Here is a 19,021-nt window from a genome sequence, read left to right on the forward strand (position 1 = left end):
ATATTTTAGAAATTGTACAAAACCGACATTTTAAAATGACAAAGGCGGGAATCTTTTTATAAGATTGTTGGTCAATTTTCCGCTGTTACATATGTATTCAGTTGGAGTTATTCCGGTATGTTTTTTAAACTCTTTTATTAAATGCGATTGATCTGAAAATCCGGCATCGTAACAAATTGTTGTTAGGTTGGTTTCGTGTTTTTTGTCTTTTAACAGTTTTAGAAAATGATGTAATCTTACCACGTTACCAAATTTCTTCGGATTTAACCCGACGCATTCTTTGAATTTTCTTTCAAGGTGTCTTTCCGTGTAACCCGTATACTCAATTAATTGTTTTAAAGTAAAATGCCCTTTATTAGCAGTAATAAAGTTTAAAGAATGGTTTACTAATAACTGATTTGAAGCCGTTTTGTTGATGATTAACGATTTAAAAAAAGAATTAAGCAGTTCAGCCCTCATTTGATTGTTTTGTTGAAACAAGCTCTCCTGCAGCTTTGCAGCTTTTTTGCCAAAAACATCTTCGACAGGAATAATCGAGTCGTGAAATTCATTGGCAGGAATTCCTAATAGTTGATGAATTCCGTTGGGCTGAAAAACAACAATTATCAACGTAATTTCATTTTCAGAATAAAGATCTTTATAACCGTTAAGTTGTCCATATAAAAAGGAAGTCGGCAGATAATCTTTGACGTCATATTTATTAATTCCAGAAATGAGTTTGCTTTTTACAGAAAATACAAGTCCGGTATTTCCATCTGAAAATAAGCGAAATTTTTGCACAGCAGTTTCGGCATTATCTAAAAAAAGATAATGTTTAATGTAAGGAGAAAGCTCTTTTGATGGTGAAACCTGCATAGTCTTATTTTTAATCTGCTTTGTCAAGACAGTTTAATTTCTTCAAACGATAATTGTTATAGTAGAAAACAAAATTCCAATAACTTATCTGTTGTTTAAACAGTTTTAGTTATTGGAATTTTTTAAAGAACAGTTACGTTAAATAACTTATTTTTTTAGACCATTTCAGTCTTCATCAGAATTTCTTCCTCAATAGCGTTCCAAAGTCCAATTCGTTTTTCTAAAGCTAAGATTGAAACCTCTTCAACTTCTTTCCATTTTTGTGCGTCATCTTCACATAAATCTGTGATCATCTGCATTGCCATTGGTCCGTGTTCGTCAGCATCAAGTTCTATATGACGTTCGAAATAATAAACAAGTTTGCTTAAATCAGTATCAGGAAAGTTTTTTTGAAAGTTTTTGAGGATTTCGGTAAACATACTCGGAATCAAATCTTCTCTTCCAAAAGTAAAAGCAGCAGCAATTTGATGCGGTTTTCCTTCTTCAATAACTCTAAAAGTAAAATCTAAGAAAGATTTTATTTCAGGATGAACAGAACTTTGTTTTATGGCAACAAAAATATTATGAAGCGAATTTACTTCATTCAAAAATTTAGTAATTTCAGTTGTATCTGCGCCACAGTCTTCCATAGCTTCAAGATACATTTCATAGTGACTTTGTCTTCTGCCGTCTATACTTAAGTCTGTTTCTTCCGCTAAAACAATTTCATTAATTAGATATCTTGTTTCAGGGTTTTTGGTAGCAAACCAAGGCGTTGTTGTACAAGTAAGTTTGGCTTGTAAAGCTTTTAATAAAGACATAAAGTCCCATACAGCAAAAACATGATTTTCTAAGAAAGTATGCAGATCATCAATGCTGTGTATTTTGTTGTATAAAGAATGTTTTAAAAGCTGCTCTTTTTGAGGTTGAATGCTATTGTGTATAGTTTCAATATTCATGTACGAAAATTTTATACAAAGATAAAAAGCTTCCTGGTAAGAAGAAGCCTTTTAAATTGATTTTGTGTATAATTTAATAGTTGTTTATTATTTAAATGCCGAAATTCCAGTTACATCCATTCCAGTTATTAGTAAATGTATGTCGTGAGTTCCTTCATAAGTAATAACACTTTCAAGATTCATCATATGGCGCATAATTGAATATTCGCCGGTAATTCCCATTCCGCCCAGCATTTGTCTGGCTTCGCGAGCAATTTGAATCGCCATATTAACATTGTTGCGTTTTGCCATCGAAATTTGAGCTGTCGTCGCTTTCCCTTCATTTCTTAAAACTCCTAAACGCCAAGTTAATAATTGCGCTTTTGTGATTTCGGTAATCATTTCGGCTAGTTTTTTCTGCTGTAATTGTGTTCCTCCAATTGGTTTTCCAAACTGAATTCTTTCTTTAGCATATCTTAAAGCAGTATCATAACAATCCATTGCTGCTCCAATTGCTCCCCACGCAATTCCGTATCGAGCAGAATCTAAACAGCCAAGCGGCGCACCTAAACCAGATTTGTTTGGTAAAAGATTTTCTTTCGGCACTTTTACATTATCAAAAATCAATTCTCCAGTTGAAGAGGCGCGAAGTGACCATTTATTATGAGTTTCAGGAGTTGTAAAACCTTCCATACCACGTTCTACAATTAAACCATGAATACGGCCTTCTTCATTTTTTGCCCAAACAATTGCAATATCAGCAAAAGGTGCATTAGAAATCCACATTTTGGCACCATTTAAAAGATAATGGTCACCCATATCTTTAAAATTGGTAATCATGCTTCCAGGATCAGATCCGTGATCTGGTTCGGTTAAACCAAAACATCCTATATATTCACCTGTTGCCAGTTTTGGTAAAAACCTCATTCGCTGCTCTTCATTTCCATACTTCCAAATAGGATACATTACTAATGAAGATTGAACAGATGATGTAGATCTTACTCCAGAATCACCTCGTTCTATTTCCTGCATAATTAAACCATACGAAATTTGGTCTAAACCTGCACCGCCATATTCTACTGGAATATAAGGTCCAAATCCGCCAATTTCTCCCAGTCCTTTTATGATCTGTTTTGGGAATTCTGCTTTTTGAGCAAATTCCTCAATAATAGGGGAAACTTCTCTTTTAACCCATGCACGTGCAGACTCTCTCACTAATTTGTGTTCGTCTGTTAATAAATCATCAAGATTGTAATAATCTGGAGCTTGAAATAAATCTGGTTTCATTTTTGTATAGTTTTACTAAACAAATTTACGTAATATAAATATAACAAAATGAAGTAAAATTGTTATATTTACAAGTATTAGTTATAAAATAATCACAAATAAGGTAAATTATTTTTAGTTTATTGATAATTTATAACCTAATTTTGAGATTCCAAAACATAAAATGAATGAGGCTGATCATCTCTTTTCTACTTCTTTTTGTTCTTAATAATGCATTTGCTCAAGAATCAAATGTAATGAACGAGAAGGAGTATTTATTATTGCAAGAAAAAATTCGACTAAATTTTAATGCAAATGTCGACAGTGCTCTTGTATATGCTTCACAAATGGCAAGATCGAAGAATTATAAACATTTGGCTTTTGCAAATGGATCGATGACCGCTATGTTTCAGCTTAAGGGTGATTCAAAAAAATCTAAGGAAAGTTATAAAGCAGCTTTACAATATTTAGAAAAGATACCGGATTCGAAAGAAAAGACGCAACTCAAATCTTATATCTATAATTATGGAGGGCTGGCTGAGACCTATCGAGGTAATTATGGAAAAGCGCTGGAAATTTACCAAGAAGGAATGAAGTTGTCTTTACAAATTAATGATGTAAAACAACTGGTTAAGTTCAAGATGAATATTGCTTTAGTAAATGAGGCAGTAGGAAATTATCAATTATCAATTAAAAATGTAAAGCAAATTGATCGCTTTGTTGACGCAAATGAAAGTGTTTTTACTAAAGATCAATTTTTAAACCTTAAAAGTAATCTCAATCGGAGTTTGGCGAGTTCCTATGAAAGCTACTTTATGAAAAATTCAAGTAAAAGACATTTGCTTGATTCTGCCGAATATTACTATAAAAAAACCATAAATTATTCTCAAAATTTTGCTTCTAATAAAATAGTAGCAAAACTAAGTTTAGGGAATGTCTATAATTGGAAAGGTGATTATAAAAATGCCGAAAAAACATATTATGATGTCGTCTTTCTATCCAGTCAAAATAATCAGAAAGATATATTGTGTGTTGCCAATTATAATTTAGGCGATATTTATTTTACAACTAAAAAGTACGATAAAGCATTGGTTTTTTTCAAAAAATGTGATTCGATTTCTGCAATTACGAATGCTAATGCTATTGATTATTTAAAATCGAATTATTACCAAGCAAAAATTTACAATATTCAAAATAAACCAGAACTTGCTTATAAGCACTCAAGAATTTATTTGGATAATTATGAGAAGTTTGAGGAAAAGTTAAGTGCTGAAGCTTTAGAAGTTAACTATAAACAAGGTGTGCACAATCTTACTGATGAGATGGTTACTATTGAAGAAAGGTATAAAAATGAAGTTCTGATAAATAGAGGTCTTAAGGTTTTTTATGTATTAGTATTTGTAAGTGTGGTATTCTTGTTAATTAAAAATATTAGAGATAAAAATAAGGCACATAAAAAAATGAATGCTTTAATTGAAGAATTTAAGGCAAATATCGAGAAGAAAAACAACAACGAATTAGTTGAGTCGCAGCCAGAAATACAAGAAGAAGTTCTAGAATTGGAAGAAGCACAACTCAAAAAAGAAAACATTCCTTTAAGTATTGACGAAGCTAAAGAAAACAAAATTGTTGAAAAATTATTGGCTCTCGAGAGTAAATTAGAGTACTTAAATGCCGATTTTACATTGCCTTATGTAGCTAAGAAAATAAAAACAAATACAACTTATTTGTCTTATGTAGTTAATAAACGATTTGGTAAATCATTTGGAGAGTATTCGAACGAGTTGAAAATTAATTATGTAATTAACGAAATGATTACCAATCATATGTATCGAAAGTATTCTACACAGGCTATCGCAGAAAGTGTTGGTTTTAAAAATGCTGTTTCTTTTGCTAAATCGTTTCGCAAAAGAACTGGAGTATCTCCAGCTCAGTTTGCGAATAATATTTAGTGAGATAGTTACTCAAAGTAACATTTCTACGAATCAAATTTTAATTAGCACCTCCTAAGCCTCCTTTTCCAGGATCAACAGGAGTTGGAGGAGTTTCATCCGTATTATTATCGTCCCCTCCTCGTACCATTTGTTGTTGTTGTTTTGATAATTCTTTTCCTTGAAAATCTTCGAATTTTAATTTTTGATTTGACATGATTTGATATTTTTAGTGTTGTGGGTTTTAAAAGTGTAGTATTCTTGTTTTGAATAAAGGTTTGTTTTAAGAGAAACTTTTAGTTTACTCCTCCTAATCCTCCTTTTCCAGGATCAACTGGCGGCGGCGGCGGAGTTATATCTATATCATTATCATCACCTCCTCTTACCGTTTTTTGTTGGTTTCTAGGTAATTTTTCTCCTTGAAAATCTTCGAATTTTAATTTTTGATTTGACATGTTTTAGTGTTTTTAGTGTTGTGGGTTTTTAAAACAGGGGTAGGTTTTAATCAAGATTTGGAGTTTTTTTAAGATTTTTTTTAATTGGTACCTCCCAATCCTCCTTTTCCAGGGTCGATAGAGGATGGTGTAATTCCTCCTCCTTTTACTATTTTTTGTTGTTTTTCAGATAATTTTTCTCCTTTAAAATCGTCTAGTTTTTGTTTCAGATTTGACATGATTTGGTGTTTTTAGGGTTGCTAATTTTTTAATAAATGCAGTAGGCCTTCTGTCAAGATTTGGAGTTTTTGGGTGTTTTTTTTAGTTGAATGAATAGCTCAAAAATTGTTTTCGCAGATCATTTGAAAGATTTTAAGGGCGGCAAATCTTCTTTTTTGAACCTTGATTTTTTACAATTTTTAGATGTTTTTTTTACTCAGAAATCTTTAAAATTTAGTTTGTGATTTGTTGCGTTTTTGCATTTTATGTTTTCTGATTTGTCAAAACTAGATAAAATGAGAAACCCTTGATCGAAATTAGGGTTTTGAGGTTTTTGAATGGTTGTTTTGATTTGTAACGACCTGATTTGTAGTAATTTGAGCACCTTATTGTACTAGTTATAATTTATAAATTGTATGTAGTATAATTGATAAAATGTGTGCTTTTAGGATTATTTTTTGAATAAAAACAGCAATATTTGTACTGTAATTATGATTTAAACCAGTCTAAAGGATGTTAAAACTTATTCAAAAATTTCTTCAAATAAACAGATACTCAGAAGTGAAAAATGAGTTTAAGGATTTGTTTCTTTCTCATCCTAATTATCCAAGTTTATTTGCCATAACAGATTCTTTCGATTTACTGTCAATCGAGAATGCTGCAGTAAGAGTTTCTAAAGAGCAGATCGTTGATTTGCCTTCAAATTTTTTGGCTTATTTTAAAGATGAATTAACATTGGTTGAGCGAGCAAAAAACTTTGTTCGAATTAGTACTATTAAAAAAGGAGTTCAGAAAATATCATATGATAAATTTCTTTTAGATTGGAACGGAGTAATTGTAGCAATCGAACCTAATAATGTTGTTGCCAGAGAAAATTTAAAAGTTGAATTGAGCGGATTAAAATACTTCTTGCCATTTTTTCTTTTAGCAGGGTTGTCGTTCTTTTATAATACATATACTTTTTATAGCAGCATATTTTTACTAACCTCGGCTTTGGGATTAATTGTTAGTATTTTGATCGTTCAGGAAAAACTGGGTTTTAAAAATGGTGTTATTTCAAAGTTCTGTAATCTAAGTGCAAATTCATCATGCAGCTCAGTATTAAATTTTGATGAACATTATAGTGACAAATGGATTAGTTTTTCTGATCTCCCGCTGCTTTTCTTTGGAGCATCATTTATAGCAATTTTAGTGCAGCCTTTAAGTTCATCTGTTTTTGTGGGATTCTTGAGTTTATTAGCAATCCCTGTAATCGTATCATCTATATGGATTCAAAAATTTGAACTTCAAAAATGGTGTGTAATGTGTTTAATGGTTTCGTTTTTAATTTTTACTCAAAGTTTAATTTGGTTTTCATCAGACTTGTTCACTTTGAATTTTAGTTTCGAGACGATTTTTCCATTTCTTTTTTCTTTAGTTCTTCTTGTGCCAATTTGGTTTGTTATAAAATCAATTGCTAAAGACGTTCTTAATAATGAAAACACTTTAAAAGAGCTAAAGAAGTTTAAAAGAAATTATTCATTACTTGATTTCTTGTCTAAAAAAGTTTCTTATACAAATGGACTTGAAGATTTACGAGGATTAAATTTTGGAAATAGAAGTGCCGCTGTAAAACTTACTGTAATCGTAAGTCCAAGTTGTGTACACTGTCATAAAACATTTCAAGAAGCTTTTGACTTAGTATTGAAATTTCCGGATAAAATATTTTTGAACGTATTATTTAATGTTAATCCTGAAAATGTTGATAATCCATATAAAGTTGTTGTCGAAAGGCTTTTGTCAATAAACAGATCAACTCCAGGAAAAACAGTCGAAGCAATTTCAGATTGGCATATTAAAAAAATGAGTCTGAAAAAATGGTTGAAAAAATGGAATGTTGATTCAGTGAGTATGGTTGTTAAACAAGAAATAAATAAGCAGTATGAATGGTGTTCTAAAAATAACTTTAATTATACTCCAGTGAAAATTGTAAATGAGAGCTTGTTTCCAAACGAATATGAGCTAAATGAATTGAAGTACTTTTTAAATGATTTTGCAGAACCGAAAGAAGCAGTTCTTGAAAAAACAGCTTAGTTTCAAATAGAATAAGAATAGAGTTACCCCCCAAACCGAATAAATCAAGAGTTATGTTAAAAAACATCTTAAATCTGGAAGGATCGCAAGAGATAACCGCCAGTGAACAAAAAACAATAGTAGGTACAAACGTTAAAGAAACTAGTCCAAAATGTGACACATGGTATAGTAGATCAGGTTTGACCTTTGAAGATTGTGCAGAGTATTACTCGTTAGATTTGAATTACGCTAGTGTAAATTAAGATTATGCAATTGTAAAAAGATTCGAAAATAAATTCAAATAGTAATGTTAAAGAAAATTTTAAATCTGAAACATGCTCAGCATATTAGTAAAAATGAGCAGAAAACAATAAAAGGCGGTATTCCGGAATGCTGGGTATATGCAATAGAAGCTGGATGCGTGTTGATACCAAGCGGCGGGACATGTCCAATAAATATGGAAGCAGGTATTTGCGATACTAATCGTTTATGCTGCTAATTTTTTGAAATTATTTAAAGTTATATACATACAGCCTTTTTTAAAATTTAGTCATGTTTTTTTTAATTTGTAGGCGCTCGATCGTGGAACATTGAGCAAATATCCCAGCATTGATGATTGGTGTCGGGATTCTCAGGAAAAGTGGTCACTCGATTGGTTTTATTTGGTTAGGCTGATCAAGTGCCATCTCCTAGAGAAAGAATGGTTTTAGTAAGATATAGTGGTAATAGAAATAGTTCTTCCTTTTTTTATAGTAAAACAAAGTATAGTCGAATTGCTATAATAAAGTGATATATAATCAGAGGTGTTAGAATAATTGAAGTATTAACAATAAAACAAAAAACTATGTTAAAAAACATTTTAAACCAAAAAGACACTTTTTTGTTAAGTGCAGCTGAGCAAAAAAATATAAAAGGAGGAGGCCCAATTAATCCTCCATCAAATTGTCGTTGTTCTTGTCCTGGTACAGGCAGTAATTCTTGTTTTTCATATTGCCCTGATGGAACAATCCCAGCACTGAATGAAGGTAGTACAGGGAATTGTAAGTTTCCATTTGAATAAAAACATTCGGAGCATTTTTAGTTAATAATACTATTCGAAACCAGTAAAAAGTTGTAGTGTATTTATAAGTATTTAGAACCATAATTGCATATACTTTGATATTGGATGAGAGTTTATAAAAATTTTGCTTTTGGTTAATTTTTGAAACTTATATAAAGTAATATAGAAACAGCCTTTTTTAAAATTTAGTCATGTTTTTTTTAATTTGTAGGCGCTCGATCGTGGAACATTGAGCAAATATCCCCACATTGATGATTGATGTCGGGATTCTCAGGAAAAGTGGTCACTGGGTTAGTTTTATTTGGTTAGGGCTGATCAAGTGCCATCTCCTAGAGAAATGATGCTGCAAGCAGTATTTTATATTTATGGGAGGACTAGTTCTCTCTTTTTTTTGTCATAGAATTTAATAGTAATAAAAATACTACGATGTTTTTAAGTTAAACAGACAGAGGCTTCGACTGTCTTAAAATGATTGAAGTATTAACAAATCAAAAAAACAAATCATGAAAAAATTAAAAGATTTAATTGGTATTGAAGTTTTAGGAGTTAATGAAAAGAAAAACATTATGGGCGGAGGACCTGGGATAGAGGCCTGTTATTGTCCAGGAACAAATATTTTTGCAGGTATTATACGTCCAGGCGATGGTGAAACTTGTGCTTCGGTTATTGAGGACGGTTGTCCGCTAGACAGCTAAGCATAAAATATATTTAAAGTAAAGAAAGCTTTGTTGTTTTTTAACAAAGCTTTCTTGCTTTTTTATAGATTAGTTGAAAACCAATTATAAAAGGTGAAATTTAGTTGATTAATTAAAGACTGATTTATATTTTAAGATTTTTTGTATAATATTGTTATGAATAAACCCAAATAGCAGAGTTGAAAAAATTCACCAGTTACAAACAAGCAGATTTTAAAGATTGCGGGCCAACATGTTTAAAGATTATAGCCAAACATTATGGTAAAACAATTAATATTCAGGAGCTGCGCGATGCAAGCGAAACGACTCGTGAGGGAAGTAATTTGCTTTTTTTGAGTGATGCTGCAGAAAAAATTGGTTTTAGAACTTTAGGCGTAAAATTAAGTGCAGAACGACTTGAAGAAGCACCGCTTCCGTGCATTTTACATTGGAACAAAAATCATTATGTAGTACTTTACAAAATAAAAAAAGGGATTTATTATATATCAGATCCCGCTTTTGGTTTAATTGAATATAATAAAGAGGATTTTCTTAAATTTTGGATTGGAAACAACGCCGATGATTCGACTCAAGAAGGAATAGCTTTATTGATTGAGGCCACACCAAAATTTTTCCAATCTGAATTTGATAAGGAAGATGGTAAAGGAATTGGCTTTGGATTACTTTCGCAATATGTACTTCGCTATAAATCATTTTTGATTCAATTGTCTATAGGTTTATTAGCAAGCAGTTTGCTGCAGCTTATTTTTCCATTCCTAACGCAAAGTATTGTCGATATTGGAATACAGAATCAGAATATTCATTTCGTTTATCTAATTCTTTTTGCGCAGTTATTTCTATTTTGCAGGAAGAACAGGTTTAGAACTTATCAGGAGTTGGATTTTACTGCATCTTTCAACCCGTATTAATATTTCACTTATTTCAGATTTCTTTATTAAACTAATGAATCTGCCCATTTCATTTTTTGATGTGCGAATGACGGGTGATATAATGCAGCGTATAAATGACCATCGCCGAATTGAGAAAATCCTAACCACATCTTCATTAAACGTCTTGTTTTCTGTTATAAATATGTTTGTAATGGGAGCCGTTTTGGCCTATTTCAATCTAAAGATATTCTTAGTCTTTTTTGTTGGAAGTCTTCTTTATTTTGGATGGATAACCTTGTTTTTAAAACGAAGAGAAATTTTAGATTATAAACGTTTTGCCGAGGTTTCTCAAGAGCAAAGCAAAGTGATGGAACTTATAAACGGAATGCAGGAAATTAAACTCCACAATGCCGAAAAACAAAAACGCTGGGGCTGGGAGTATGTGCAGGCTAGATTGTTTAGAGTTTCGATAAAAGGGTTGGTTTTAGAGCAAACACAAACAATTGGTTCTTCGGTCATCAACGAATTAAAGAATATTTTTATCATCTTTCTATCGGCAAAATTAGTCATCGACGGTTCAATTACATTGGGGATGATGCTGGCCATCAGTTCGATTGTAGGAAGCTTAAATGGGCCGGTAACACAACTTATTGAATTTGTTAGAGAACTGCAGGATGCAAAAATATCATTGGCAAGATTGTCTGAAATTCATGAAAAAGAAGATGAAACACAGCAGGAAGTTCATCAAACAAATGATGTTCCATTTGATGCTCCAATCGAAATCAAGAATATTTCGTATCGCTATTTAGGCTCTGATATTTCTGTTTTAGATAACTTAAGTCTTGTGATTCCGCCAAATAAAATAACCGCTATAGTGGGCGTCAGCGGAAGCGGTAAAACTACTTTGATGAAGTTGCTGCTTAAGTTTTATGAGCCTGAAAAAGGAGAGATTACTATTGGAAATGCACAGCTGAAAAATATTTCTCAAAAAGCATGGCGTTCTAATATTGGCGCTGTGATGCAGGAAGGCTTTATTTTTAGTGATACTATTGCTAATAATATTGCTTTTGGAGTTGATGTAATTAATAAAGAACGATTAGTTTATGCGGCTGATGTGGCAAATATTAAAGAGTACATCAGCGAATTGCCGCTTGGTTATAATACAAAAATTGGGGCAGAGGGCGTAGGAATGAGTACGGGACAAAAACAAAGACTATTAATTGCAAGAGCAGTTTATAAAGATCCCGAAATTTTATTTTTTGATGAAGCAACATCAGCTTTGGATGCAAATAATGAGAGGGAAATAATGAGAAAGCTAGGTTTGTTTTTTGAAAATAAAACAGTAGTTGTAATTGCTCATCGATTAAGTACGGTTATGAATGCAGATCAGATTGTAGTTTTAGATAAAGGAAAAATTATAGAAATAGGATCTCATACCTCTTTGGTAGAACAAAAAGGAAATTATTTTGAATTGGTTAAAAATCAATTGCAGTTAGGAAATTAATTATGGCAGAAGAACATAACACATTCGAATTAAGAAGCGAGGAAGTTCAAGACATTCTCACCAAAGTACCGCATTGGATGATTCGATGGGGAACGGTTTTGATATTTGTAATTATAGTGCTTCTTTTTTTGTTTCCTGGTTCATAAAGTATCCAGATGTTGTAAATACCGAAATTGTAATTACAACCAATATTCCGCCAGAAAAAATAGTTTCAAAGTCCTCAGGAAGGATTGAAGCTATTTTGGTAAAAGATAAAACAATTGTTTCTAAGAATACAACATTGGCAATAATTGAAAACACAGCCAATTATAAAGATGTTTTTTTACTAAAAAGCATAACGGACAGTTACAACATTAATGATCCTAAAAAAGAATTCCCATTTGCACAATTAAAAAACACACAATTGGGTGAAATTGAAAGTGCTTACGCAGTTTTTCAAAAAGATTATCAAGCGCAGGAATTAAATCATGATTTGCAGCCATTTGCAATTGAAAACAGAGCGCAAGTTTCTGAGAAAATTCAAATAAAAGAACGATTAGATATTCTGCAGCAGCAAAAATTGATTAACGAAAGCGAACTTCAGCTTCAAAAAAATGAAGTTGCCCGTTTCGAAGTCCTTTTTACAAAAGGTATTATTTCGGCTCAGGAAATGGAAGCAAAGAAATTGAGTTTCCTGCAAGCACAGAAGAATTATCGAAGCCTTTTAGCTTCGATTTCACAATTAAAGTCCTCTTTGATTGATAATACAAAATCAAGTCAGAATTCGCAGATAAACAGCACTAAAGAGGAAGTGAATTTAGGGCGAAATATGGCGCAGTCATTTTATCAGCTTAAAAAAGTGATTAAGGATTGGGAACTGACTTATACTCTAAAATCGTCGATTAGTGGAACGGTTACTTTTTTACAAGTTTGGACAGAAAATCAAACGATAAATGCGGGAGACAATGTTTTTTCGATTATTCCTGATGCTAAAAACGGCTTTATTGGAAAAGTAAAAGCACCAGCATTAAATTCAGGGAAGATAAAAGTTGGACAGCGAGTAAATATTCGTTTAGCTAATTTTCCAGATAGAGAATTTGGTGTTCTGAAAGGTAAAATCCGTAATATTTCGTTGGTGCCTGATAAAGATGGAAATATATTGTTAGATGTTGAACTGCCAAACGGATTAGAAACATCCTATAAAAAGCAAATTGTATTTCAGCAGGAAATGAAAGGAAGCGCTGAAATTGTAACAGAGGATCTTCGATTAATCGAAAGGATTTTATATCAGTTCAAAAGTATATTTGAGCAGGTTTAGAATTTCAAATAAAAATCCTTTGTAAGTTCAATATATTCCGGGGTATAAACATGACGATCAATTTCGATAACTAATTCATCAATTTCGATTTCAGAATTTTCATTTCGACTAAAAGCCAATAAACTACGTTTTACAGCTGAAGCGGGAGTTCCTTTTACTCGAGTAATTTTTAGGGGATATAATTCAGATTCTTTTGCTAAGGCGATAAATTTTTCTTCTTCTTTAAAAGGAAGGATTAAAGCAAATATTCCGTTTTCTGATAATAATAAATCGGCTGCTTCAACAAGTTCTTCAAAAGGCATTGCATCTTGAAAGCGTGCTAAATCGCGTTGTTCATTTTCTGTTTTATAATCTTCGGCATAAAAAGGCGGATTGGAAACAATTAAATCATATTCGTCTTCCGGTTCTTCTATAAATTCATCTAAACCAGCATGAAAACAAAATAAACGATCGCCCCAAGGAGAATTTTCGAAATTTTCTACCGCTTGTTCATAAGCTTCTTCATCAATTTCAAGAGCATCAATTTGTTCCGCATTTGTTCTCTGCGCAAGCATTAAAGCTATAATTCCAGTTCCTGCACCAACGTCTAAAATACTAAATGGATTGTGATTTATTGGAGCCCAAGAGCCCAATAAAACGCCATCAGTGCCTACTTTCATTGCACAACGATCTTGATTAATAGAGAATTGCTTGAACTGAAACATTGTGATTTATATTTTATGAAAAAGGTTTTTAATAGAAAGTTTAGTTTTCGATTAAACAATTAACCGATTAAACAAATCAACTTTTACAAGTACATTTCTACCAATCCTTCTGGAAGGTTCATGATTACTTTTTTATTCTCACGATCAATTTTTACCAAGAAATGATCAATCATTGGAACTAAAATTTCTACATTGCCATTTAAAACTTCAAAAAGCGGCTGTGCAGAAGAATCATTAATAGAAGTAATTTTTCCAAAAACACCTAAACGCTGATCTTCGATTTCAAAACCAATTACTTCGTGAAAATAGAATTTGTTGCCAGAAAGTTTAGGCAGCATAGTTAAAGGAAGATAAACAGCATTTCCAACTAAGGCATCTGCATCTTCTTCGGTATTTACATCTTCAAAACGAACTCTAAGAAAGTCGTTTTTGTGTAAAGAACTTGTTTCAATAAAAAAAGGAACCAAGTGTTTGTTATGTTCAACAAACACTGATTCCAGATTTTCGTATAACTCAGGTTCGTCTGTGTCTAAATAGATCAGAACTTCACCTTTGAAACTAAATTTTTTAGCGATTTTACCTAAATAAAAACATTCTTCTTTACGCATTATCGCTAAGTAAAATTATGCTTCAGTTGTTTCGTTATTCTCTTCAGCAGCAGGAGCTTCTTCAGTAGATGCTTCTACTTCAGCAACTTCTTCAACTGCAGGAGTTGCAGCAGCGATAGCGTCAGCTTCAGCCTGAGCCGCAGCAGCTAAACGTTTAGCGTTAACTTCTTTTTCAGCTTTTAAAGCTTTAGCTTTAACATCAGCTTGTGCTTTTGATAAACCGTCTTTTTTAGCATCAACTTTTCCAGCTTTAGCCTCTAACCAAGCAGCTAATTTAGCATCAGCTTGTTCTTGAGTTAAAGCACCTTTACGAATACCTCCATCAAGGTGGTGTTTCAATAAAGCACCTTTGTAAGAAAGAATAGCTCTAGCAGTATCAGTTGGTTGTGCACCATTGTGTAACCATTTAACTGCGCTGTCAAGGTTTAACTCAACAGTTGCTGGGTTAGTGTTTGGATTGTAAGTACCGATTTTCTCTAAGTATTTACCATCTCTTTTTGAGCGTGCATCTGCAGCTACAACCCAGTAAAAAGGTTTTCCTTTTTTACCGTGTCTTTGTAATCTAATTTTTACTGACATAATCTTATTGATTAAATTTTGAGGTACTCGACCTCTGTTAATTAAGGGCGCAAAGATATAATTTTTTTATCAATAATACGTTTCAAAAAGTATTAAATGCATTTCCATTCCAATTTTATTGTTTTTTTGCCTTTTTCGATCTTATTATTGAGGCAATTATCTCTTAATGCGGTATTTTTGCACCAAATTGACTTAGATATGAAAAAATACTTTTATTTTTTATCGCTTTTTTTTATTGTCGCATCTTGTACAGAAGATGTAAAGTTCAATAATCCTGCTTTTCAAGGCTTAAAAGAAAATGTTTTTTGGAGAGCCCAAAGTTATAAAGCACATTTAGGTGAAAACGGCAGTATAGTGGTAGAAGGTTCTTTAGGATATGAAAAAGTTATTTTGCAAATGGCTTCGACTGCAGAGCAAACTTTTACTTTGGGTAATGATGAACTTTCTAAGGCATCATACGAAAATAAGCTGTCTACAGAATTGTCTGCATTTTCAACAGGTACGGATAAAGGCAGCGGACAAATCGTTATTACTGATTATGATAACGTAAACCATACAATTTCTGGAACGTTTAAATTTACTGCAGAAAACAATGATGAAACTAATATTGAAAAGCCTAAGATTAACTTTAAAGAAGGAGTCTTTTATAAAGTGCCGATTGAAGTGAGTGCTATAGAAAATAAGTTGTAGTTTTTTTCTCAGACATAGATTTTATAGAGGAATTATTAAAATCAAAATAAAAACATAAATAAACTAATATATAGTAGATTACAGAAAAATAAGACTACATTTGCTACATTATTATAAATAAGTACATATGAACATTTTTGTTGGAAGCCTTCCATTCAGTATTGAGGAAGCAGATTTAAGAGAGTCTTTCGAGGCTTATGGAGCAGTAGATTCAGTTAAAATTATCACTGATAAATTTACTGGAAGAAGCAAAGGTTTTGGTTTCGTAGAGATGCCAAACGATGCGGAAGCTCAAAAAGCAATTGATGAGTTGAACGGAGCTACTGTTCAAGGTCGTACAATTGTTGTAAATAAATCTGAACCAAAACCTGAAGGTGAAAGAAGAAGCTTCAATAACAACCGTGGAGGTGATTCTCGCGGAGGTTACGGAAACAACCGTGGTGGAAACGACCGTGGTGGTAACAGAGGAGGATATTAATATTTTTTTCTAAATATATAAAAGGGATCAACGAAAGTTGATCCCTTTTTTTATGTGGTAATTTTTCTGTAGAGGCGCACTGCAGTGCGTCTAAGATACCGAGGAGACGCACTGCAGTGCGCCTCTACGATAAACATAATTATACATTCGCTGCTAACCAGTCACCAACTTCTTTGGTGCCGTATGCTTTGCCACCATCTGCTAAATCTTCAGTAACTACACCAGCTTCTAAAGCCTTGTTTACAGCGTCTCTCATTGCTTTTCCTTCTTCCATCAATCCGAAGTTTTCGAACATCATAGCAGCAGATAAAATAGTAGCCATTGGGTTAGCGATGTTCAATCCAGTTGCTTGCGGATAAGAACCGTGAATTGGTTCAAACAAAGATACTTCAGCTCCCATAGAAGCAGAAGGCATTAAGCCCATTGAACCTGAAATTACAGAAGCTTCGTCTGTTAAGATATCTCCAAATAAGTTTTCTGTAATTAATACATCATAAGAGTTTGGCCATTGAACCAGACGCATTGCTACAGCATCAACAAATTCGTAGCTAACTTCAACCTCTGGATACTCTTTTTCCATTGCCTGAACTGTTTCTCTCCATAAGCGTGAAGTTTCTAAAACGTTTGCTTTGTCAACGCAGCATAATTTTTTAGAACGTGTCATCGCTAATTCGAAACCTTTTTTAGCTAAACGCTGAACTTCTGCTCTTGTGTAAACACAGTTGTCGTAAGCGGTATCTCCGTTATCTTTTCTTCCTTTTTCTCCAAAGTAAATTCCGCCAGTTAATTCTCTTAAGAAAACTAAGTCAGTTCCTTCGATTCTTTCTCTTTTTAATGGAGATTTGTCTAATAATGAAGGGAATGTAAAAGTAGGTCTTACGTTTGCGAACAAACCTAATGCTTTACGCATTTTTAACAAACCTTGCTCTGGACGTACTGGTGCAGAAGGATCATTATCATATTTAGGGTGGCCAATCGCTCCAAAAAGTACGGCATCAGCATTTTTACAAACTTCGTGTGTTGAATCTGGATAAGGCTCACCTACGGCATCAATTGCAGCTGCACCGGTTAAAGCTGGTTTCCAAGTAATTTCATGTCCAAATTTTTGTGCAATAGCATCAGATACTTTTACAGCTTCATTTATTACTTCTGGTCCGATTCCGTCTCCGGCTAAAAGGGCTATGTTTAATTTCATTCTATATGTGTTATTTAAGGTTCATAGTGGAAAAGGCTCAAAGGTTCAAAGGTTTGGAACAAGATTTTAAAAACCTCTGTTCCTTTGCGCCTCTGAACCTTTGTACTTCTAATCGGCAATTACATTCAACATTTTTTGTGTTGCAATAATCGCTGCAACAGTTTGATCAGAATCTAATCCGCGGGTTTTAAATTCTTTTTCGTTGTTTGTCCACGTAATAATGGTTTCGCACAACGCATCAGAACTACTTCCGGGAGGGATTCTAACTGCATAATCAATTAATTTTGGAAGCGTTAATTTTTTGCTTTTATAAATTTTTGACAAAGCGTTCATAAAAGCATCAAACTGACCGTCGCCTTGTGCATTTTCTTCGATGATTTCATCGCCAAATTTCAGGCACAAAGTCGTAGACGGACGCATTCCTTTTGAGTGTACTAATATATAGGACTCGATTTTTATTTTTTCTTCGTAAGTATGACTGTCCAAAACATCGGATATAATGTATGGAAGATCTTCCTTAGTTACAGTTTCTTTTTTATCGCCCAATTCGATAATTCTTTGGGTAACCAATTTCAAATCTTCGTTGTTTAGTTTTAAGCCTAATTCCTGAAGATTTTTTTCGATATTGGCTTTTCCAGAAGTTTTTCCGAGAGCGTATTTTCTTTTTCTTCCGAAGCGCTCCGGAAGCAAATCATTAAAATATAAATTGTTTTTATTATCACCATCAGCGTGAATTCCAGCTGTTTGTGTGAAAACATTATCACCAACGATTGGTTTGTTGGCTGGGATTCTATATCCTGTAAAAGTTTCCACCAATTTACTTACAGAATATAAAGAAGTTTCTTTGATGTTGATGCTTACTTCTGGCAAATAATCGTTTATAACGGCAACAGTACTTTCGAGAGGTGCATTTCCTGCTCGTTCTCCCATTCCGTTTACCGTTACATGAAGTCCGTTTATGCCGGCTTTTATAGCTTCCATAACATTGGCAACACTTAAATCGTAATCGTTATGCGCATGAAAATCGAAATGAACATCAGGATATTTTGTTCTGATTTTAGAAATAAATTCAAAAGCCAAGGACGGAATTAAAACGCCTAAAGTATCAGGAAGTAGAATTCTTTTTACTGGCTGCGTCGACAAGAAATCCAGAAATTGAAAAACATATTCAGGAGAATTTCGCATTCCGTTGCTCCAATCTTCTAAGTAAACGTTCGTTTCAATATCATTTTCTTTCGCTAAAGCGATAATTTGTGCAATTTCAGAAAAATGCTGTTCAGGTGTTTTCTTTAGTTGATGTGTTAAGTGATTCATTGAGCCTTTGGTCAATAAATTCTGCACTTTGGCACCGGCTTTTTTCATCCATTCAATCGAAACGCCACCATCAACAAACGACAGTACTTCAATTCTGTTAATATATCCTCTTTCTTCAGCCCAGGAAGTAATGCTTTTTACAGCTTGAAATTCTCCTTCGCTTACGCGTGCCGAAGCAATTTCGATTCTATCAATATTTAATTCCTCCAACAACAATTGTGCAATGGTTAGTTTTTCTGCAGCAGAAAAAGATACTCCCGAGGTTTGTTCGCCATCACGGAGTGTCGTATCCATTATTTCAATTTTTCTTTTTTCCATTATTATATTGTTAGCTTTTTAATGATAAGCTGATAG

At 33.0% G+C, this 19,021-nt stretch carries 19 protein-coding genes and 1 pseudogene; 9 read left to right on the forward strand and 11 right to left on the reverse strand.

Annotated elements, in window-relative coordinates; genetic code table 11:
• Window positions 1-30 precede the first annotated feature (30 nt).
• The 3 genes from BOW55_RS00850 to BOW55_RS00860 all read right to left on the reverse strand — a co-directional run bounded on the left by BOW55_RS00850 (window position 31) and on the right by BOW55_RS00860 (window position 3,059).
• Window positions 31-855, reverse strand: a complete 825-nt coding sequence (locus tag BOW55_RS00850) for a helix-turn-helix domain-containing protein (protein WP_129022574.1) — start codon at window positions 853-855, stop codon at window positions 31-33.
• A 155-nt stretch (window positions 856-1,010) separates the two neighbouring features.
• Complete coding sequence (locus tag BOW55_RS00855; protein WP_089053730.1) at window positions 1,011-1,793, reverse strand: DUF3050 domain-containing protein; 783 nt, start codon at window positions 1,791-1,793, stop codon at window positions 1,011-1,013.
• Window positions 1,794-1,880: 87 nt separating this feature from the next.
• Window positions 1,881-3,059, reverse strand: coding sequence for an acyl-CoA dehydrogenase family protein (locus tag BOW55_RS00860; RefSeq protein WP_089053731.1), 1,179 nt, complete (start codon window positions 3,057-3,059; stop codon window positions 1,881-1,883).
• A gap of 167 nt (window positions 3,060-3,226) precedes the next feature.
• Between BOW55_RS00860 and BOW55_RS00865 the strand changes: the two genes are divergently transcribed.
• A complete protein-coding gene (locus BOW55_RS00865) occupies window positions 3,227-4,990 on the forward strand; it encodes an AraC family transcriptional regulator (protein WP_129022575.1) in 1,764 nt (587 codons plus the stop codon).
• A 40-nt stretch (window positions 4,991-5,030) separates the two neighbouring features.
• Here BOW55_RS00865 and BOW55_RS21025 read toward each other — a convergent pair whose 3' ends face one another.
• From BOW55_RS21025 to BOW55_RS00880, 3 genes are all read right to left on the reverse strand, one after another.
• Window positions 5,031-5,186 (reverse strand): rSAM-modified peptide, encoded by a 156-nt coding sequence (locus BOW55_RS21025; RefSeq protein WP_089053733.1) that lies wholly within the window; start codon window positions 5,184-5,186, stop codon window positions 5,031-5,033.
• A gap of 79 nt (window positions 5,187-5,265) precedes the next feature.
• Complete coding sequence (locus tag BOW55_RS21030) at window positions 5,266-5,424, reverse strand: rSAM-modified peptide (RefSeq protein WP_206733578.1); 159 nt, start codon at window positions 5,422-5,424, stop codon at window positions 5,266-5,268.
• 80 nt (window positions 5,425-5,504) lie between these two features.
• On the reverse strand, window positions 5,505-5,642 hold the full coding sequence (locus BOW55_RS00880; protein ID WP_129022576.1) for an rSAM-modified peptide: 138 nt from the start codon (window positions 5,640-5,642) through the stop codon (window positions 5,505-5,507).
• Between the two features lie 493 nt (window positions 5,643-6,135).
• On the opposite strand from BOW55_RS00880, the gene BOW55_RS00885 reads away from it, so the two are divergent.
• The 6 genes and pseudogenes from BOW55_RS00885 (at window position 6,136) to BOW55_RS00910 (ending at window position 13,099) form a co-directional block, all read left to right on the forward strand.
• On the forward strand, window positions 6,136-7,695 hold the full coding sequence (locus BOW55_RS00885) for a vitamin K epoxide reductase family protein (RefSeq protein WP_129022577.1): 1,560 nt from the start codon (window positions 6,136-6,138) through the stop codon (window positions 7,693-7,695).
• A gap of 286 nt (window positions 7,696-7,981) precedes the next feature.
• Window positions 7,982-8,173, forward strand: coding sequence for a hypothetical protein (locus BOW55_RS00890; RefSeq protein ID WP_089053738.1), 192 nt, complete (start codon window positions 7,982-7,984; stop codon window positions 8,171-8,173).
• Window positions 8,174-8,518: 345 nt separating this feature from the next.
• Entirely contained in the window at window positions 8,519-8,734 is a 216-nt protein-coding gene (locus BOW55_RS00895; protein WP_129022578.1) for a hypothetical protein, read from the forward strand.
• 503 nt (window positions 8,735-9,237) lie between these two features.
• Window positions 9,238-9,429 carry a hypothetical protein gene (locus BOW55_RS00900; RefSeq protein ID WP_123872341.1) on the forward strand — a complete coding sequence of 64 codons (192 nt, stop codon included), beginning with the start codon at window positions 9,238-9,240 and terminating at the stop codon, window positions 9,427-9,429.
• Window positions 9,430-9,608: 179 nt separating this feature from the next.
• Window positions 9,609-11,802: pseudogene (locus tag BOW55_RS00905) on the forward strand (peptidase domain-containing ABC transporter).
• Between the two features lie 73 nt (window positions 11,803-11,875).
• Window positions 11,876-13,099 (forward strand): HlyD family secretion protein, encoded by a 1,224-nt coding sequence (locus tag BOW55_RS00910; RefSeq protein WP_371414508.1) that lies wholly within the window; start codon window positions 11,876-11,878, stop codon window positions 13,097-13,099.
• Here the strand turns inward: BOW55_RS00910 and BOW55_RS00915 are convergent.
• The 3 genes from BOW55_RS00915 to BOW55_RS00925 all read right to left on the reverse strand — a co-directional run bounded on the left by BOW55_RS00915 (window position 13,096) and on the right by BOW55_RS00925 (window position 14,990).
• Window positions 13,096-13,803 carry a tRNA1(Val) (adenine(37)-N6)-methyltransferase gene (locus tag BOW55_RS00915; protein WP_129022579.1) on the reverse strand — a complete coding sequence of 236 codons (708 nt, stop codon included), beginning with the start codon at window positions 13,801-13,803 and terminating at the stop codon, window positions 13,096-13,098. The two genes, BOW55_RS00910 and BOW55_RS00915, sit on opposite strands and share 4 nt — an antisense overlap.
• 83 nt (window positions 13,804-13,886) lie before the next feature.
• Window positions 13,887-14,411 (reverse strand): ribosome maturation factor RimM, encoded by a 525-nt coding sequence (rimM, locus tag BOW55_RS00920; RefSeq protein WP_129022580.1) that lies wholly within the window; start codon window positions 14,409-14,411, stop codon window positions 13,887-13,889.
• 15 nt (window positions 14,412-14,426) lie between these two features.
• Window positions 14,427-14,990: a 30S ribosomal protein S16 gene (locus BOW55_RS00925; protein ID WP_129022581.1), complete on the reverse strand. Its 564-nt coding sequence runs from the start codon at window positions 14,988-14,990 to the stop codon at window positions 14,427-14,429.
• 198 nt (window positions 14,991-15,188) lie between these two features.
• Between BOW55_RS00925 and BOW55_RS00930 the strand changes: the two genes are divergently transcribed.
• Window positions 15,189-15,680: a DUF6252 family protein gene (locus BOW55_RS00930; RefSeq protein WP_129022582.1), complete on the forward strand. Its 492-nt coding sequence runs from the start codon at window positions 15,189-15,191 to the stop codon at window positions 15,678-15,680.
• 127 nt (window positions 15,681-15,807) lie between these two features.
• On the forward strand, window positions 15,808-16,158 hold the full coding sequence (locus BOW55_RS00935) for an RNA-binding protein (RefSeq protein ID WP_089053747.1): 351 nt from the start codon (window positions 15,808-15,810) through the stop codon (window positions 16,156-16,158).
• Between the two features lie 139 nt (window positions 16,159-16,297).
• Here the strand turns inward: BOW55_RS00935 and leuB are convergent, their stop codons facing one another.
• Window positions 16,298-17,353 (reverse strand): 3-isopropylmalate dehydrogenase, encoded by a 1,056-nt coding sequence (gene leuB / locus BOW55_RS00940; RefSeq protein WP_129022583.1) that lies wholly within the window; start codon window positions 17,351-17,353, stop codon window positions 16,298-16,300.
• Window positions 17,354-17,461: 108 nt separating this feature from the next.
• The gene (locus BOW55_RS00945; RefSeq protein WP_129022584.1) at window positions 17,462-18,985 is read right to left on the reverse strand and encodes an alpha-isopropylmalate synthase regulatory domain-containing protein; all 1,524 of its coding nucleotides are present in this window, start codon (window positions 18,983-18,985) and stop codon (window positions 17,462-17,464) included.
• Window positions 18,986-19,021: the final 36 nt, after the last annotated feature.

Origin of the sequence: Flavobacterium sp. YO12 (genome assembly GCF_004119495.1) — a bacterium.
Lineage (GTDB): Bacteria > Bacteroidota > Bacteroidia > Flavobacteriales > Flavobacteriaceae > Flavobacterium.

What these genes read in the sequence shown, in the direction of transcription:
- BOW55_RS00850 (WP_129022574.1), bottom strand. Translation starts at nt 855, where the DNA reads ATGCAGGTTTCACCATCAAAAGAGCTTTCTCCTTACATTAAACATTAT.
- BOW55_RS00885 (WP_129022577.1), top strand. Translation starts at nt 6,136, where the DNA reads ATGTTAAAACTTATTCAAAAATTTCTTCAAATAAACAGATACTCAGAA.
- BOW55_RS00855 (WP_089053730.1), bottom strand. Translation starts at nt 1,793, where the DNA reads ATGAATATTGAAACTATACACAATAGCATTCAACCTCAAAAAGAGCAG.
- BOW55_RS21030 (WP_206733578.1), bottom strand. Translation starts at nt 5,424, where the DNA reads ATGTCAAATCAAAAATTAAAATTCGAAGATTTTCAAGGAGAAAAATTA.
- BOW55_RS00945 (WP_129022584.1), bottom strand. Translation starts at nt 18,985, where the DNA reads ATGGAAAAAAGAAAAATTGAAATAATGGATACGACACTCCGTGATGGC.
- BOW55_RS00860 (WP_089053731.1), bottom strand. Translation starts at nt 3,059, where the DNA reads ATGAAACCAGATTTATTTCAAGCTCCAGATTATTACAATCTTGATGAT.
- leuB (WP_129022583.1), bottom strand. Translation starts at nt 17,353, where the DNA reads ATGAAATTAAACATAGCCCTTTTAGCCGGAGACGGAATCGGACCAGAA.
- BOW55_RS00930 (WP_129022582.1), top strand. Translation starts at nt 15,189, where the DNA reads ATGAAAAAATACTTTTATTTTTTATCGCTTTTTTTTATTGTCGCATCT.
- BOW55_RS21025 (WP_089053733.1), bottom strand. Translation starts at nt 5,186, where the DNA reads ATGTCAAATCAAAAATTAAAATTCGAAGATTTTCAAGGAAAAGAATTA.
- BOW55_RS00895 (WP_129022578.1), top strand. Translation starts at nt 8,519, where the DNA reads ATGTTAAAAAACATTTTAAACCAAAAAGACACTTTTTTGTTAAGTGCA.
- BOW55_RS00900 (WP_123872341.1), top strand. Translation starts at nt 9,238, where the DNA reads ATGAAAAAATTAAAAGATTTAATTGGTATTGAAGTTTTAGGAGTTAAT.
- BOW55_RS00925 (WP_129022581.1), bottom strand. Translation starts at nt 14,990, where the DNA reads ATGTCAGTAAAAATTAGATTACAAAGACACGGTAAAAAAGGAAAACCT.
- rimM (WP_129022580.1), bottom strand. Translation starts at nt 14,411, where the DNA reads ATGCGTAAAGAAGAATGTTTTTATTTAGGTAAAATCGCTAAAAAATTT.
- BOW55_RS00915 (WP_129022579.1), bottom strand. Translation starts at nt 13,803, where the DNA reads ATGTTTCAGTTCAAGCAATTCTCTATTAATCAAGATCGTTGTGCAATG.
- BOW55_RS00880 (WP_129022576.1), bottom strand. Translation starts at nt 5,642, where the DNA reads ATGTCAAATCTGAAACAAAAACTAGACGATTTTAAAGGAGAAAAATTA.
- BOW55_RS00935 (WP_089053747.1), top strand. Translation starts at nt 15,808, where the DNA reads ATGAACATTTTTGTTGGAAGCCTTCCATTCAGTATTGAGGAAGCAGAT.
- BOW55_RS00865 (WP_129022575.1), top strand. Translation starts at nt 3,227, where the DNA reads ATGAGGCTGATCATCTCTTTTCTACTTCTTTTTGTTCTTAATAATGCA.
- BOW55_RS00890 (WP_089053738.1), top strand. Translation starts at nt 7,982, where the DNA reads ATGTTAAAGAAAATTTTAAATCTGAAACATGCTCAGCATATTAGTAAA.